Here is a 14551-nt window from a genome sequence, read left to right as displayed (position 1 = left end):
GGGCGGTCGGAATGTGCTGCGGGAGCGAGTTTTGCGGCCCCGAGGTGAACTACGCATGCTGGAAGAGGGGCGGCCCCGGAAAGCTCTTGTGATGACTAAACGAGACCTCGGCCGATTCGTTACCCATTTGGCGGCCTCGTACGTGGTTTTCGTTCCGGTGGACGAGGGAGGGGTGACTCGTTTTGTCGCCGCGTGTCCTGACGGCGCCCGCGGTGCTCGGAGCCTTGAGGGCGACCCGTTTCTTTCGACGAGGCCCTTGAAGGAGCTCTTCTTCCCGCAGCAGGAGACGCTCTTCGCCTTCGACGCGCATGGTGGGATCGAGACGGCGGCCGGCGTGAAGGCACCGGCACTCGGGGATGACCGTGGACGGGCGCGGGCACGAGACGAACGGCTGGTATCCTCTCCATCCGACGTGGTCAGGGTCGCCTTCGGGGCGCGGCCGTGCGACGCGCGGAGCCTGACCCTCCTCGACCTTGTGTTCGACGCCGCCGACCACAGGGACCCGTACTACGTCAGCCGACGCAGGGAGACGGCGGTGGTCACGTTCGCGTGCCCCGAGCCGGGTGTGGCCTGTTTTTGCACGTCTGTTGGGGGCGGCCCGTTCGACGAGACGGGTTCGGACGTCGTGTTCGCTGAGGTGGGCGAGGCGTATCTAGTGAGGCTGTTGTCAGCGAAGGGCGAGGATCTCATTCGAGGGTTCGAGGCGCTGCGGGAGGCCGGAGAGGCGGAATTCGAGGCCTCGGGGGAAGCCCGGGCGAGGGCGGAGGCGCGCATGGCCAGCCGGGCCGTTCCGGTGGACGCGGCCGTATCGAGGCTCGAAGGCGCGTTCGGCCACCCTGCGTGGGATGACGCGTACCGGAAATGCCTTGGCTGCGCGGTCTGTACGTATCTCTGCCCCACGTGCCACTGCTTCGACATAGGCGACGAAGCCACGAGGACAGGCGGGGAGAGGGTGCGCAACTGGGACTCGTGCATGTTCCCCCTCTTCACGCTCCACGCGTCTGGCCACAACCCGCGGCCGTCCCGCAAGGAGAGGTTCAGGCAGAGGATCATGCATAAGTTCAACTACTTCGTCGAGAACAACGGAGTTGTAGCGTGCGTGGGGTGCGGGCGCTGCGTCGAGAACTGCCCGGTCAACTTGGACGTGCGCAAGGTTCTTGAGGCTTTCGCCGCGCTGTGAGGTCACGCCGAAAAACCGCGTCCCGCGCGTCGTGACTGCCGCGCTGCACGACGAGTCGGAGCGCGCGAGGGGCTGGGAGGATGAGCGAATGAGTGGGGCGCTCACATACGATGCGGGCGTCAACCCGTACGTGCCGCACCTTGCCGTGATTACGCACGTCATGCGCGAAACCGGCGCGAACGACGTCAAGACCTTCCGCGTGGAGTTCCGTGACCCGTCCGCGTGGGAGAGGTTCCGGTACATGCCCGGTCAGTTCGCCGAGGTTTCGGTGTTCGGCGTGGGGGAGGCGCCCATTTCCATCACTTCGTCTCCAACCCAGCGGGGATACCTCGAGTTCAGCGTGAAGAGGATGGGCCAGGTGACCACGGCGCTCCACTACTCGCCTGAGGGTTCCGTGATCGGGGTGAGGGGCCCTTACGGCAACACGTTTCCCGTCGCGGACATGCAAGGCAAGAACCTGGTCTTCATAGGTGGCGGGATCGGCCTCGCGCCGCTCCGCTCGCTCATCAACTACGTCCTCTCCGAGGAACACAGGGCCGAATTCGGTCGGGTCAGGATAATCTACGGCGCGAGGAGCTCGGGGGACTTGGTCTTCAAGCCGGAGCTCGAACGGTGGGGCGAAAGGGCCGACATCGACCAAGTGGTCACCATCGACCGTCCTGAGCCGGCGTGGACGGGACGCGTGGGGTTCGTGCCCGCCGTTCTGAAGGAGGTGGCCCCGCGGCCGGAGGGCGCGGTCGTCGTGACGTGCGGGCCGCCGGTGATGATCAAGTTCGTGCTCTCCGTCTTGACGGAGCTTGGGTTCGCGCCCGAGCAGGTAGTGACCACGCTCGAGATGCGCATGAAGTGCGGCATAGGGAAGTGCGGCAGGTGCAACATAGGCAGCAAGTACGTGTGCCGCGACGGCCCGGTGTTCACACATAGACAGCTTCTGGATATGCCGCAAGAATACTGACCACGGGGCGGGCACAGGCACGGGTGCAGGGAGAAAGCGGCACGTAGTTCAATTTGTTAGGCATCGGAGCGGCCTCCGAAACCGTTTAGCGCCCGCACGCTCGTGGAACACTATGTGTGCGACGCGTGCCGCCCTAGGTGGAACCGGGGCGGAGAAAACGGAAAGAGGAGGCTGGCAGATGAGCCTTGTCAGATGGGATCCCTTTGACGAGCTTGCTACGATTCGGGACGCGATGAACAGGGTGTTCGACGAGACGTTCGCCAGACGCGGTATGGGCGGTTTTGGGTTCGGTCGCGCGTGGCAGCCGTCGGTCGACATGTACGAGACCGAGAACGAAGTCGTGGTGCGGGCAGACCTACCTGGTGTGGGCCAGAAGGACGTGGAGGTAACGCTCACGGACAGCGCCCTTACGATAAAGGGTGAGTCGAAGTACGAGAAGGAGATCGAGGACAAGAACGTGTACCGCCGCGAGCGGGCTTACGGCACGTTCGCCCGGACGTTGCCGATAACGACGAAGGTGAAGCCCGACCAGGCGCGGGCCAGCTTCAAGAACGGCGTCCTGGAGGTGGTCATCCCCAAGGCTGAGGAAGCCAAAGGGAAGGTCTACAGGCTCGACGTACACTGACCCCGACTTCCGCAAGAGGGCGGGCGGACGGGGGCTTGAATTCCGCGCGCGTCTGTGTACACTCTGGAATAAAGAGGCCAACCGCTGGAAGGAGGCAGCCTCCCCACGTTCTCAAGTCGCGGGGGCTGCGCCCGAGACCCCGGAACACCAGGAAGCGGTGCGGGATATGGGTGTATACCTGGACATCGACGCGGATTTCATGTTCCAGCCGAGGACGGGCGGGAATCCACGGATTCGGCAGGATTGCTGGATAGCGCCGGCCGAGTTCGTGGAGCGGCTCGAGGAGGCGGGGCTCGACTGGAGCGCAAGTCCGGTCGCAGTCTTCACCGACCACAAGGAAGCGTACTTCGTCTGGAAGGAATGGGGTGCTCACTCGGCCACCCTGGTCCATGTGGACGCCCATTCTGACTTCTACGACACTTTTCCGTGGCTTGTCCACTGCGGCAATTTCTTGCGGAAGGCAGTGGAAGACGGCTTGTTCTCGAAAGTCGTGTGGGTCGTTCCCCGATGGCTGTATGACAGCGGCGAATGGGAACGATGGGACACCCCCGGCGTGTGGCTGAGAAAGCGACGGGCGGCGCTGTCGTATCACGAGACGGGTCGCTGCCGGTGCCGCGTGGGACACGAGGTTCAGGTGGAGATAGTGCCCCACGACCGTTTCGTCATGCCAAATAGCCGGGCCGCCCTGGTAACGGTGGCCACGAGCCCGGCGTTCGTCCCCGGGGACGCCCTGCCCCAGGTCAGAGAGCTCGTCGGTCGTGTCTCCGCACGCTGCTTGCGGCTGGTGGTCAGGCCGCATATCCCCATGAGTATCGAGGATCCCGTCCTCCGCAGCCTGTGGAAGAACGTTCGGGACGAGATGGAGACCCGCCGCCTGTCCCGAGGCGCAAGCGAAACGCGGACATCCGCCGCCCACCGGCTGCTCTCTTACTTGTGGATCGAGCACGAAGTGTCCCAGCGTCGTCACTGTGAGGTGCGTGGTCCGGGCGCTCCGGACGTCCCGCCCGCCTGTGGCGTATGCTCCGGCCGCGCGTCCTGAGCACGGGGGTATCGTTAGCGCGGAATTGACTGATGGAGGGTGATGCGGAGTGACCAAGGACCTCATCGACGCGATCGAACAGCGCAGGAGCGTGAGGGAGTTCAAGCCGGACCCGGTGCCCGACACAACCATAAGCCGGATTGTCGGCTGCGCCCTGATGGCGCCCACAGCGGGGAACGTGCAGCCGTGGCGGTTTTGGGTCGTGAAGCGCCCGGAGGTCAAAGCCGCCCTCGCGCGCGCCGCCTTCGGACAGGGCTTCGTCGAGGAAGCTCCCGTCGTGGTGGTCGTGGCGGCCGAGCCCAAGCGGAGCGCGGCCAAATACGGAAAGCGTGGGTCCGATCTCTACTGCATCCAGGACACGGCCGCGGCGATCGAGAACATCCTCCTCACAGTGGTGGCATACGGCCTCGGCGCTTGTTGGGTCGGGGCATTCGACGAAGGCGAGGCGAGGCGCGCTCTCAACTTGCCCGAGGATGTGCGGCCCGTCGCGATGATTCCCATAGGTTATCCGAAGCGTGACCCTGCTGGCAAGCGTCCACGGCCCCAGAGGCCATGGGAGGAAGTAGTAACGGTGGTCGAATGAGGAACCCCGCGTGTGGAAATACGCAGGTTCCCGATGCCTCGATGCGGCAGTCTGTAGTGGAGGCGCTCGCGCGGCTAAGGGCGGGGGCGTGGAGTCCCCGCCTTTCTCTATGTACGTACGCGAGACCGTCGCACAGGCTATTCCTCGAGGTGGAAAGGTGGGCAATGCCGGCTGCAGGGGCATGCCGAGCTGTGGCAGGTGGACCTTCGTTGCATCGTTAGCGGGGGGAGGGATTTCGTTACGCGGTGTCGAAACAATCCAACAACGCTGAACGTGCGCGACGTGCGCCGTCGTGTCGTCAGGGCAGGTCTCTTCCTGGAGGACGACAGGCGCTGGGGTGCCGAGTCCGTGTGTCGACCCGTGTCGGGAGCCTTGAAGGAAAGACCGAAAGGGAGGTCGCAGGAATCATGAAGAACCGGTATGCGGTCGCGGGAGCGGTGCTTCTGCTGGCGTGCGTCCTGAGCGCGGGATGCTCCGGTTCGGGAATCACATGCTCCAGCGTCGACGAGGCGGGTGTCGGCTCCCTTGTTGCGGGAAACAACGCTTTCGCCCTTGATCTATACAGACAGCTCGCGGAGAACGAGGGCAACCTTTTCTTCTCCCCGTTCAGCATCTCCTCCGCGCTGGCTATGACCTACGCGGGGGCTCGGGAGGAGACCGCCAGGCAGATGGCTGAGGTCATGCATTTCAGCCTGGCACAGGAGAAGCTCCATCCCGCGTTCTCCGAGCTTACGGGCATGTTCAACGCTCCGGGAAAGGACTACCAGCTTTCCGTGGCCAACGCGTTGTGGGGGCAGGTTGATTACGAGTTCCTACCTGACTTCGTCGAGACCACCAACAAGTACTATGGGGCAGGCTTCAAGGAGGTCGATTACGTTGGAGCGCGCGAACAGGCGAGACAGACGATCAACAAATGGGTGGAGGGAAAGACCAACGGGAGAATAAAGGACATCCTCCAGCCTGACGACCTCACCGAGCTCACTCGGCTTGTTCTGACCAATGCCATATACTTCAAGGGCAAGTGGCAGATCCAGTTCAAGCTAGAGGCGACGAAGACCATGCCGTTCCATGTCTCAGCCGAAGAGACAAGGGACGTTCCCATGATGCATCAGGCTGCCAAGTTCAACTACGCTGAGAACGACCAAGCTCAGGTTTTGGAGCTGCCGTATGCCGGCGGCGACCTGTCGATGGTCATTCTCCTTCCGAAGCCCGGTTACGAGCTGGCAAAGCTTGAGGGCATGCTCCGCCCCGATCTTGTCCAGTCTTGGCTTTCTGAGCTTTCCACCGAGGAAGTGGAGGTGTTCCTGCCCAGGTTCAGGCTGGAAGAGAGATTCGTGTTGAACGAAGAGCTGCAGCGGTTGGGGATGAGAGACGCGTTCGACGAGATGAAGGCCGACTTCTCCGGAATGACTCCCGGTCCCGACTTGTACATAAGCATGGTGATTCACAAAGCGTTCGTCGAGGTCAACGAAGAAGGGACTGAAGCAGCGGCCGCGACAGCCGTCGTAATGAACGCGAAATCGATGATTGTGGACAGACCGCGTCTCTTCCTCGCGGATCACCCGTTTGTCTTCGCCATCCGCGATCTCCGTTCCGGGAGCATCCTCTTCATGGGTCGGCTGTCCGACCCGGCGAAGTCGTCGTCTTGATGGGAGAGTGGCGGCATGAGCGGCACGATTCATTCGGGCGGGCGTGCGGTGGTGCGTGTCGGGAACCTTTCCGTCACGAAGGCGATGGCGCCGGGCGTCGTCGCCTTGGCCGTTCTGGTGGCCCTGTCTTTTTCGCAGGTGTCCAGCGCTGACATGGGAAGGATACGCACAACAGAAGCGAGAGTTGAGGAGACGGCCCAGAAAGCCATCATTCTCCACAACCTCGAGGAAGAGGTTCTGATCCTGGGAACGGACCTCGAGGCCGACAGAGAGACAACGATCCTCAGGTTCATACCGTTTCCATCGGAGCCTCAGGTTAGTCTCCCCGAAGGAGACCCGTTTGCAGCCGTCGCAGAGTTGATGAGGAAACACAAGCTGGTTTTCGTCTCGACGTCAAAGGGCGGCGACCGGTCCGCTGAGCCGGTCGAGATCCGCATGAACGCTCGGCTCGGTGCCCACGACATCACCGTCGTGAAGGTCAATGAGATCCAGTCGTGGAGCCCATCGCGTACAGGTTCAAGAGCAGAGAGCTCTTCTACCCGCTCAAGACGACCAATACGTTCGGCGGCGGAGGCGGCGGGCGCGTGGTAGCCGCTGGCACGGAAGTGGTCGAGGGCTCCCGGCGGCATGCGGCTAACTGGCGTGCACAAGTGAGGGTACGGTAGAAACGCTTCCGGCTCATGGGAGGAGTTCCCCTGACTCCACGAGGGTGTCAGAATCCGGCCGTCGGCCTGACGGGCTGGATTGTGGACGCGTCGAAACCATCTGCGGCCAGGCCGTAGTGGAGATGAGGAGGTCTACTGACGATGGCGATGATGGGGTTCTGTGGGCTCAACTGTGGGGCGTGCTCCAATTCTCTGGAACGTAAAGCGTCCTCGCGGACGGCAATCGGGCTTCCGGACCGCTGATATGGCCTCGTCAATCGCCGCGTGTCAGAGGCCGATGCTGCCTGCTCTCATGTAGTTGTTCCCGAACAGGGGGAGTGAGTGTCTCATGGCTTCCAAGTCTCCGAGTGAAGTGGCTGTGGGCATGGCGCAACTGGGGGTCACAAAGGCCAGCCTGCCGCCGGGCAAAATGGTGCTTCTCGGTTTCCTCGCCGGTGCCTACGTTGCCCTGGGAGGCCTTCTAGCTGTGCGCGCGAGCGGGGCGCTGCCCAAGGAGCTCTTGGGGAGCTTGCAGAGGCTTGTTTTCGGAGGCGTGTTCCCGGTCGGCCTGATGATGGTCATCATAGCCGGAGCTGAACTTGTCACCGGCAACTTCATGACTCAGTCCTTAGCCTTTCTCGACCGGAAGATCGGGATCGACGGGGTCATGAGGAACTGGGCTCTCGTCTATCTCTCCAATTTCACCGGTGCCGTCTTCGTCGCCTTCGTCCTGGCGTACCTTTCTGGGATAATCATGGAACCCGTGAAGGTCGGCGGCGTAGTGACTCAGATGCCCTGGGCGACTTTCGCTGTTGGGATCGCTAACGCCAAAACCGCGCTTCCTTGGTCGCAGGCGTTCTTGCGAGGCGCGGGGTGCAACTGGTTCGTGGCGCTCGCCGTGTGGATGGCTTTCAGCGCCGAAGACATTATAGGAAAAATGCTTGCCATCTGGTGGCCAATCATGGCCTTCGCGGCAATCGGTTTCGAGCACTCCGTGGCCAACATGTTCTTCGTGCCGCTCGGCATCTTCGCGGGTGGCGACCCGGCATACGTTGCCTTCGCTCGGACCCCGCAGGCGCTTGCTGCGCAGGTTCCTGTCCTGAGGGCTACATGGAAGACATTCTTCTCGAACAACCTCATCCCGGTGACGCTGGGCAACATCGTGGGTGCCGGCTTGTTCGTAGGTATGGCCTACTGGTATGTATACCTGAAAGGCGAAAAGGGAGACGTTGCGAAAGTTTCCAGGGCTGTCTGAAAGGCGGCGCGTAGGGCAGGTGTTGATTCCCACGTATTTCCCTCCCGCATGGTGGGCGGGTTGGCCTTTTCCAGCGCGCCGCCGCTTCCGTTTCTGTCGTCAAGACGCACCTGGGGCCATCCTGCCGGGGCACACGCGTGGGTGGAGCTTTACGACGGCAGCCGATGGTTCATGGCTGACCCTTCTTGGGCCGGCATTGCGCCGTGGCTCCATTTCGGACGCAACGACGGGACGCACCTCTCGTACGGCGACTTGTCGGTGGCGATGCGCGCCTACGAGGAAACCATGGAGCTTGTGCAGGGCCGGGGCGCAGTGGTCGGCGCCATGTCGGCTCCTCTGCGGTTTGTCGCCGGGGCGGGCGTTGAAGGCGTGACCGTCCTGCCCGAAGTGATCGTGCAGAGACGGTGGGACGGACGCCTGGTGAACGCGCTTGTCGCATCGGCGCTCTTGGGGTGTGTCGGGGCTGCGCTGGAGCGGCGGAAGGCGCCGAAGAAGGTGTGAGCCAAGCTGGCGAGCTCACCTCCGGGACCCATCCTCACGGACCCACAGCCGTCTTTCCCTGCGCTCAAGGAAGCCGGCGTCCTGCCGCAGCTCGTCGTAGTCACGGGCGTCGTATGGCCGTGCGGTAAGAAGGTCCGCTGTCCGGTCGGCTGAAGGCTGAAGTTGAGGAGTGAGTCCCGCCGGTACGCAGGGTTACTGTCGCTCTGTGTGGAATACCTCATCATGAGGTCGGTGTCGCAGGAGTGTGAGAAGGTTTGGCGACGACGAGGTCTGGACTGGGAACTGTATTTGCGGCAGGTTTTGTGCTCTTCGGGATTGCGAACACGATGTCCGGTCCGTTGCTGCCATCGCTCAGGCTTGACTACCAGCTCAGTCTCTCGCAGGCGGGGAGCCTTTTCAGCGTGCAGTTCGCCGGCTTCGTGCTTTCAGTGCTGGTCGGTGGCATGATCGCGGACACCTTCGGGAAACGGACGTTCCTTCTCGTTGGAACGGCCATTCTGACGTGCGGTTTGCTCCTCATCGGATGCTTCCACAATACGTGGCTCCTCACGCTGGGCTTTTGCACGGCCGGCATCGGGTTCGGGGGTTTTGACGCCGGGCTGGCTCCCCTGGTCGGGGACCTCAATTCGGAAAGAAGAGCCTTCGCCCTGAACCTTCTCCACACGTTCTTCGGTGTCGGCGCGTTCCTCGGGCCTCTTGGCGCGGGGTGGATCGTCGCGAGTTCACTGAGTTGGAGATACGCCTACCTCGCGATGGCCGCGTGCTCGTTCGTGTTTCTCCTCGCGTTCGGCGCCTGCCGCGTCAGGCCGCCCTTGCGAGAGGGGAAGGCGAGTCCCGAGCGTTTCGCGTCTTTGCTCGTTGACAAGCGGCTGGTGCTTCTTGGGGCGCTGATATGTGTATACGTGGGGCTCGAAAGCGGAGTGAGCGCGTGGATGTTCTCGTTTCTGACCGAAACCTTGAGGACGACCCCGGAAGTGGGCACGTCCGCAGTCTCCTTGTTCTGGGCGTCGCTGACCCTCGGTAGGCTCTTGTCAGCGTACGCTTCCGAACGGCTCGGCCATGAGTTGTTCGTCCTGTGCTGCTGCGTTGGGGCGATTCTCACGAGTGCGCTCGGGCTGTTCGCGACAACAGGGATGGGTGCTCGTGCGGCGGTCGTATCCTTTGTTTCGCTGGGGTTCTTCTTCTCGGGCATATTCCCCACGGTCGTCGCCCAAGGGACGTCGCTTTTCCCAAGTTCAACAGGAAGCGTCACCGGCATGCTCGTGGCCGCGGGAGCGGTGGGAGGGGCGATTCTCCCGGGGCTCATCGGTCTCGTCTCCGATGCGTACTCGCTGGGCCGGGGGATGGCTCTCATCCCCCTCGGATGCGGGGTGATGTTGGTGCTATCCGCGGTCAACGAGCACTTGGCGCGTGAGCGCCGGGCCAGAGGCGGAGCTGCGCAGGTGCCGGCTAGCGAAAACTAGACGGGTCAAGAGAGGTGGGTATGACATGTCGATAATCAAAGAGTTCAGGGACTTCGCCATGAAGGGCAACGTCGTAGATCCGGCCACCGGTGTCGTCATAGGGACGGCATTTGGGAAGATAGTGACATCACTTGTCAGCGACATTCTAACGCCGATGGTCAGCCTCGTCACCGGCGGGATCGACTTCACTAATCTGTTCATCAGCTTTGACGGAAGGCGATACGAAACGCTGTAAGCGGCCAAGGACGCATGGGCTGTCATGTTGAGTTACGGGCAGTTCATTTCGTTTGCAGCAGGTGTGAGTGCTCGAGTTGTGATGACGCCCCAAGGGTTAACGCTGGAACCGGCGCTCGCCATGAGTGTCGAATTCAGACCGTAGTTGTGTCAGGCAGTGATGACGACAGTGAGGCCCGGCCTCCTGGGGGCCGGGCTAGGTCGGAGGGACGTGGAATCTCCGCTCTTTCAGGATCAACCGCAGCCGCTTTGGCTATACTTGCACGGCACCGATCTCTATGCTGCAAACCCTGTCGAGCGGAATGACAATTGCCTTGACTAGTTCTTTCTCTACTAGCTCGCCGCCGCTTATCGTCTTCACCAGAATGCATCCGTCTCCGAAACCTACTAAGACCAGGAATTCGCATATTATCTTTAGGATCCTTGCATTCAGAGCTTTCTTGCAGCAGTCGTCACATTCGAATTCAACAGCGATGCACAGGTTCTCGAGATCTCCGAAGTGCCTGAGCCCCGCAAGTAATGGGTGGCCCATGGGATCCGCATCCACGGGTTGCTTCTCTCCTGATGCTTCCATGTTCTGTAACCTCCTTGGCGTTTGAGGTTCAGCGTGAACCCGTCTCGTGCCAATACAAGTTATGCGAGACAGCCCGATGGTGTTACCGTGTGGCCATTTTGAGAGAATGAACGGGTGGAATTCCTCATGCCCGGTCCCTTCGGGGGCCGAGCTGTTTACATGCGTGTGCCAGCATGGACTCTTTGTATCATCCTCGTCCAGATGGGCATATCATATCACGGCCGCAGGGAACACGCGGCGGACGATCCTCTATCGAGGGCTGTTCAAGGGAGGTGGGTGCTATGGCCGACATCACTAAGCCGGGTGGGGGCGGAGGCTCATGGTGGTGGATCATAATCATAGTTATCATCGTTATTCTGATACTGTGTTGTTGCTTCTGCTTCTTCCCCATCTTCAGCGAGTAACCAGCCTCTACGCACCTGACGTCTGAGCCGGCTCCTTCTATAGCCCGGCCCCTTCGGGGGGCCGGGCTTTTGCTGTACTATCTGGGAGAGCAGAGAGCCACCAGGATTGCTATCCTCCAGACTTGCCTTTGCGAGGGGCGTTTGCTGGCCGCCCCTCGCGCCCGTCAGTTTGTTACGGAATCGGTGTCGGAGGGCACACATGCGGAGGCTCGGTTATCACTGGGGGAGTTGCCTTGTAGTCAGAGCCTGGGAAGTCAGTCTCGATTAGAATCAGCTGCCCGCCAGGGTACACACCGTTATTGGTGACCTTGTAGTCGTCGTGATTGTGAGCCAGATAGAACTGCGGGAACATGAAGTTATCGGCGGTGGGGGTGCCATAGTTCCAGGGCACCCAGTTGTACGGAGGAATGAATGTCCCTTGGCCCAGACTGGTCTTCAGGATGATGTTTGCCCACAGATCCGTCGCGCCGGGGAAGGGTGGGATGAATGTGCCGACTGCCATTGATTGGGCAGTGGCCGTGGCAATCTGATTCTTCAGCGACGGGAAGCCTGCCTTTCCGCAGAAGATGTAGTCCGCGTAGATTGGCCTCTTGTCATCGGCGACATACAGAACGTCGTAGCTTTCGCCCGAGCCAACCAGGGTGGTGAAGTTCATCTCCCCTGCTGTGCGCGGGTTGGCGTCCTTGCCGACTATCATGCCGTGCCAGCCGTGGACGTGGAACGGCACCGGCTGATAGCCGATGTTTATCATTCGGAGCAGGAACTTGTCCGGTGGTATGCGCCTTTTCGGATCCCCTGTTGACACCTTCACGAAGCAGTCGTACCCGTCGGGTATGCTGTAGCCGAAGTTGGGCACGAGCACCGGGGGTAGGGCGGTAGGTAGCAGAGTGTCCGGAAAGGCGCGGCCGTTGACGAGCCAGTAATCCGGCCTGTAGTCAACCGGGTTGAAGTCGGTCTGAGCAAACACCGCATCGTGCCAGCGCGTGTCGATGTCCGAGAAGAGCAACACCCAGTCGCTGTTGAAGAACGAGTTGATGTCGTTGTAGGCGAAATTTCTGTTCGTGGCGGTGGGAGGAATCTGCGGCTGCGGCCTGCCCTTGAAGAACCAGCGCCCAGAGGTCTGGCTTTTCACAATCCCCGCTTGTGCTAAGCTGAGGGCGGACGGGTAGACGATGAGGGCCCCGTACATGCCCATCTGGACGTGTTCCGAAGCCTCTTGGTGGCAGTGATAGAAGTACGTTCCCGGCTTCTCGGGCTTAAAGTAGTAAGTCACGGGAATCCCCGGCGTACCCGGTGGGGTTACCGGAAGGCCAAAGGATGTCTCAGGAACGCCGTCGACTTGGTTTGCCACGTGGCCGCCGTGTACGTGAATCGTGTGGACGTCGAGGATGGGAGGACTGGTCAGATAAAGGCCGAGGTTCACAAGGGTGATGTAGAGTTCGTCGCCGATTTCCATGTCGATTCTCGGTGACGGAATCACCGCCTTGCCCCTGAGTGCGTCGAGGTTCGCCGGCACGGTGATGTCAAACTGGGGGTTCACCACCGTAGCTGGACCTGTGGGCACACCGAAGGATATCGGTTGAGTCTTGAACAACCCCCCGACGAAACCGAAGATATAGACTCTACGACGAGGCTCCGTTCCCGTGGGGTCTATGGGCAGGTCAATGAAACCGTCAGTGGCAAACAAGTTGTAGAATAGCCTTTGGGACATGGCTTTCACCTCTCAGAGTCTAGTCGTCAGGACGGAGAGGCCTCAAGAGCCTTTCTTGTCCGTGACACTCGTACTGTATGGCGCCAGCTTTAAAGAGGTGCAGGTGATGACGAATCTTGTGCAGCGGTCAGAATGGGGACAGCGTGCCCGGTTCTGTTGGGCGAGACGTTCGCCGTCACGCAGTCACCATGCCGCGTCGTAAGCTCCCTAGTGGTGCTTGGAGTCTGTCTCTGCGGAAGAGCGGCAACCGGATCTGCGAGCGGCGTCGTGCGTTGGGGCTGTCTCAGACCGGGCTCGGCCGGATGCTCGGTTATTCCCACTGGGCGATATCGATGCTAAGTGGGGGTGCAGAAATGCTCCCGACTTTTGGGAGGGGTTGCCGGTGAATGCACGAGGGGTGTCAGAATCCGGCCACTGGCCTAATGGGCCGGATTCTGTCAAGGCGCCCCGCTTGGGGCGCCGTCCCCGAGTGCAACACCGGCAACCCGGCAACTACTGGAAATGGGGCAAGGACTAACGCATCCTCACGTAGAGCTCGGGCAGTGGCGGGATCCGAGGGTGAGCGTGGCATTGAAGTTGGCGAAGGCCTTGAACTGCAACGTGGAGGACCTGTTTCAGGTGGAGGAGTAGGTTTTTCCACATACTTTATGCCATCCCGGCTCACGCCGGGGTTTTCCTTTTCGGCTAGCTACACGTCATCGTCCATTCTCCGTCCAATTTCCGATTTCGAGGGTTCCGACGGCGACATAAAGGACACTGAGCAGGACCACAAAAGCCCTGCTCAGCGCTAGAATGCCTGTTTGACGAATTCCGTACAAAAGCTTGGTGCCGAAGGGGGGATTCCAGGGGGGCACCTGTTGCCCAGTTCTGCCTCGTGATCGCCCGTCCGTCAAATGATATCCTAGCTGCGCTTCAGGCGACACCTCATGCTAATCCGTCCGACTGATGATCCCTGGTTTCAGGTAGTTCATTAGCAAATGATTAGCAGACTACCGGACCTCTACCCGAACCTCGCCCCAGATTAGACTTCGGCTGAGAGGTGCAGTTGCCAACTGCGGCCCTCGTCCAAGTACAATCCCGATGCTGAACGGGGCATGAACGGCGTGACCTAGCGCCCCTTTCAGCCCTCATGATGGATACCGCCTTGAGAGCGTTCCGGGAGATTATCTGACTTCATCAACGACCATCGAGTTTAATGGGATCAATCACCGGGCGGCTTATGTCGGACAATGTTGCACATGTGTTCGTATACATTCGCATTATAGCAAGGAGGCTGCAGACTTCTCAACTGTCCGCCACAAATCTCGGACTTACCACCTGGGGTGCTCCTGTCATAGAAGAATGGCCTGACCACTCGCGGCCTCCTTTGTACATCCGCGCTGACCCTTAATGTCCCCCTAAACAGGAGGTTTTTCCTGGGGGTCATACTATAGTCAACCTGTTTTCTTGCGATCTTTCGGAGCCCCACCCCCCATAGACGCAGACAAATAGACCGGTGGCAAACACGCTTGCCGTACTGCTACGGCGGAAAAAGGAAGTGGTGACAGCCGGCCCCGCCCGCTCCATTTTCCGCTACCGTCTACCCCAAGCTGGTGGCCTGCAACGGTGCATGTGTCACCTTCTCACACTCAGTCCGGTGTTCTCCCGCGGTGCCGGGAGCAGGTCATTCGGACCCTGCAACCACAGGAGGGATATGTAGCCAGGCAGGAATATGTCTAACTGGGACGAATATTA

At 60.8% G+C, this 14551-nt stretch carries 13 protein-coding genes; 11 read left to right on the top strand and 2 right to left on the bottom strand.

Annotated features, from left to right (window positions below):
- Nucleotides 1-55 precede the first annotated feature (55 nt).
- The 11 genes from GX515_05130 to mscL all read left to right on the top strand — a co-directional run bounded on the left by GX515_05130 (nucleotide 56) and on the right by mscL (nucleotide 10129).
- Nucleotides 56-1180: a 4Fe-4S ferredoxin gene (locus tag GX515_05130; GenBank protein HHY32401.1), complete on the top strand. Its 1125-nt coding sequence runs from the start codon at nucleotides 56-58 to the stop codon at nucleotides 1178-1180.
- An 88-nt stretch (nucleotides 1181-1268) separates the two neighbouring features.
- On the top strand, nucleotides 1269-2135 hold the full coding sequence (locus GX515_05125; protein HHY32400.1) for a hydrogenase: 867 nt from the start codon (nucleotides 1269-1271) through the stop codon (nucleotides 2133-2135).
- A gap of 178 nt (nucleotides 2136-2313) precedes the next feature.
- Complete coding sequence (locus tag GX515_05120) at nucleotides 2314-2760, top strand: Hsp20/alpha crystallin family protein (GenBank protein ID HHY32399.1); 447 nt, start codon at nucleotides 2314-2316, stop codon at nucleotides 2758-2760.
- Between the two features lie 166 nt (nucleotides 2761-2926).
- On the top strand, nucleotides 2927-3799 hold the full coding sequence (locus tag GX515_05115) for a hypothetical protein (GenBank protein HHY32398.1): 873 nt from the start codon (nucleotides 2927-2929) through the stop codon (nucleotides 3797-3799).
- 49 nt (nucleotides 3800-3848) lie between these two features.
- Nucleotides 3849-4382 (top strand): nitroreductase family protein, encoded by a 534-nt coding sequence (locus GX515_05110; GenBank protein ID HHY32397.1) that lies wholly within the window; start codon nucleotides 3849-3851, stop codon nucleotides 4380-4382.
- Nucleotides 4383-4789: 407 nt separating this feature from the next.
- Complete coding sequence (locus GX515_05105; protein ID HHY32396.1) at nucleotides 4790-6031, top strand: serpin family protein; 1242 nt, start codon at nucleotides 4790-4792, stop codon at nucleotides 6029-6031.
- Nucleotides 6032-6046: 15 nt separating this feature from the next.
- The gene (locus GX515_05100; protein HHY32395.1) at nucleotides 6047-6622 is read left to right on the top strand and encodes a hypothetical protein; all 576 of its coding nucleotides are present in this window, start codon (nucleotides 6047-6049) and stop codon (nucleotides 6620-6622) included.
- Between the two features lie 402 nt (nucleotides 6623-7024).
- Nucleotides 7025-7930 (top strand): formate/nitrite transporter family protein, encoded by a 906-nt coding sequence (locus GX515_05095; GenBank protein HHY32394.1) that lies wholly within the window; start codon nucleotides 7025-7027, stop codon nucleotides 7928-7930.
- Between the two features lie 141 nt (nucleotides 7931-8071).
- Nucleotides 8072-8431 carry a hypothetical protein gene (locus GX515_05090; protein HHY32393.1) on the top strand — a complete coding sequence of 120 codons (360 nt, stop codon included), beginning with the start codon at nucleotides 8072-8074 and terminating at the stop codon, nucleotides 8429-8431.
- Between the two features lie 254 nt (nucleotides 8432-8685).
- A complete protein-coding gene (locus GX515_05085; protein ID HHY32392.1) occupies nucleotides 8686-9894 on the top strand; it encodes an MFS transporter in 1209 nt (402 codons plus the stop codon).
- A gap of 31 nt (nucleotides 9895-9925) precedes the next feature.
- A complete protein-coding gene (gene mscL, locus GX515_05080; GenBank protein HHY32391.1) occupies nucleotides 9926-10129 on the top strand; it encodes a large conductance mechanosensitive channel protein MscL in 204 nt (67 codons plus the stop codon).
- Between the two features lie 252 nt (nucleotides 10130-10381).
- Here mscL and GX515_05075 read toward each other — a convergent pair whose 3' ends face one another.
- Together GX515_05075 and GX515_05070 are read right to left on the bottom strand one after the other, a co-directional pair.
- Nucleotides 10382-10702 carry a hypothetical protein gene (locus tag GX515_05075; GenBank protein HHY32390.1) on the bottom strand — a complete coding sequence of 107 codons (321 nt, stop codon included), beginning with the start codon at nucleotides 10700-10702 and terminating at the stop codon, nucleotides 10382-10384.
- Nucleotides 10703-11278: 576 nt separating this feature from the next.
- Entirely contained in the window at nucleotides 11279-12817 is a 1539-nt protein-coding gene (locus tag GX515_05070; GenBank protein ID HHY32389.1) for a multicopper oxidase domain-containing protein, read from the bottom strand.
- Nucleotides 12818-14551 lie beyond the last annotated feature (1734 nt).

Source organism: Bacillota bacterium (assembly GCA_012842395.1).
Classification (GTDB): domain Bacteria; phylum Bacillota; class SHA-98; order UBA4971; family UBA4971; genus UBA6256.
Note: the sequence above shows the minus strand (reverse complement) of the source record. Positions and strands in the feature narration are given on the sequence as shown.

Excerpts from the sequence above, each read along its gene's own strand:
- GX515_05125 (HHY32400.1), top strand. The coding sequence starts at position 1,269 with ATGAGTGGGGCGCTCACATACGATGCGGGCGTCAACCCGTACGTGCCG.
- GX515_05120 (HHY32399.1), top strand. The coding sequence starts at position 2,314 with ATGAGCCTTGTCAGATGGGATCCCTTTGACGAGCTTGCTACGATTCGG.
- GX515_05095 (HHY32394.1), top strand. The coding sequence starts at position 7,025 with ATGGCTTCCAAGTCTCCGAGTGAAGTGGCTGTGGGCATGGCGCAACTG.
- GX515_05105 (HHY32396.1), top strand. The coding sequence starts at position 4,790 with ATGAAGAACCGGTATGCGGTCGCGGGAGCGGTGCTTCTGCTGGCGTGC.
- GX515_05100 (HHY32395.1), top strand. The coding sequence starts at position 6,047 with ATGAGCGGCACGATTCATTCGGGCGGGCGTGCGGTGGTGCGTGTCGGG.
- GX515_05115 (HHY32398.1), top strand. The coding sequence starts at position 2,927 with ATGGGTGTATACCTGGACATCGACGCGGATTTCATGTTCCAGCCGAGG.
- GX515_05130 (HHY32401.1), top strand. The coding sequence starts at position 56 with ATGCTGGAAGAGGGGCGGCCCCGGAAAGCTCTTGTGATGACTAAACGA.
- GX515_05070 (HHY32389.1), bottom strand. The coding sequence starts at position 12,817 with ATGTCCCAAAGGCTATTCTACAACTTGTTTGCCACTGACGGTTTCATT.
- GX515_05075 (HHY32390.1), bottom strand. The coding sequence starts at position 10,702 with ATGGAAGCATCAGGAGAGAAGCAACCCGTGGATGCGGATCCCATGGGC.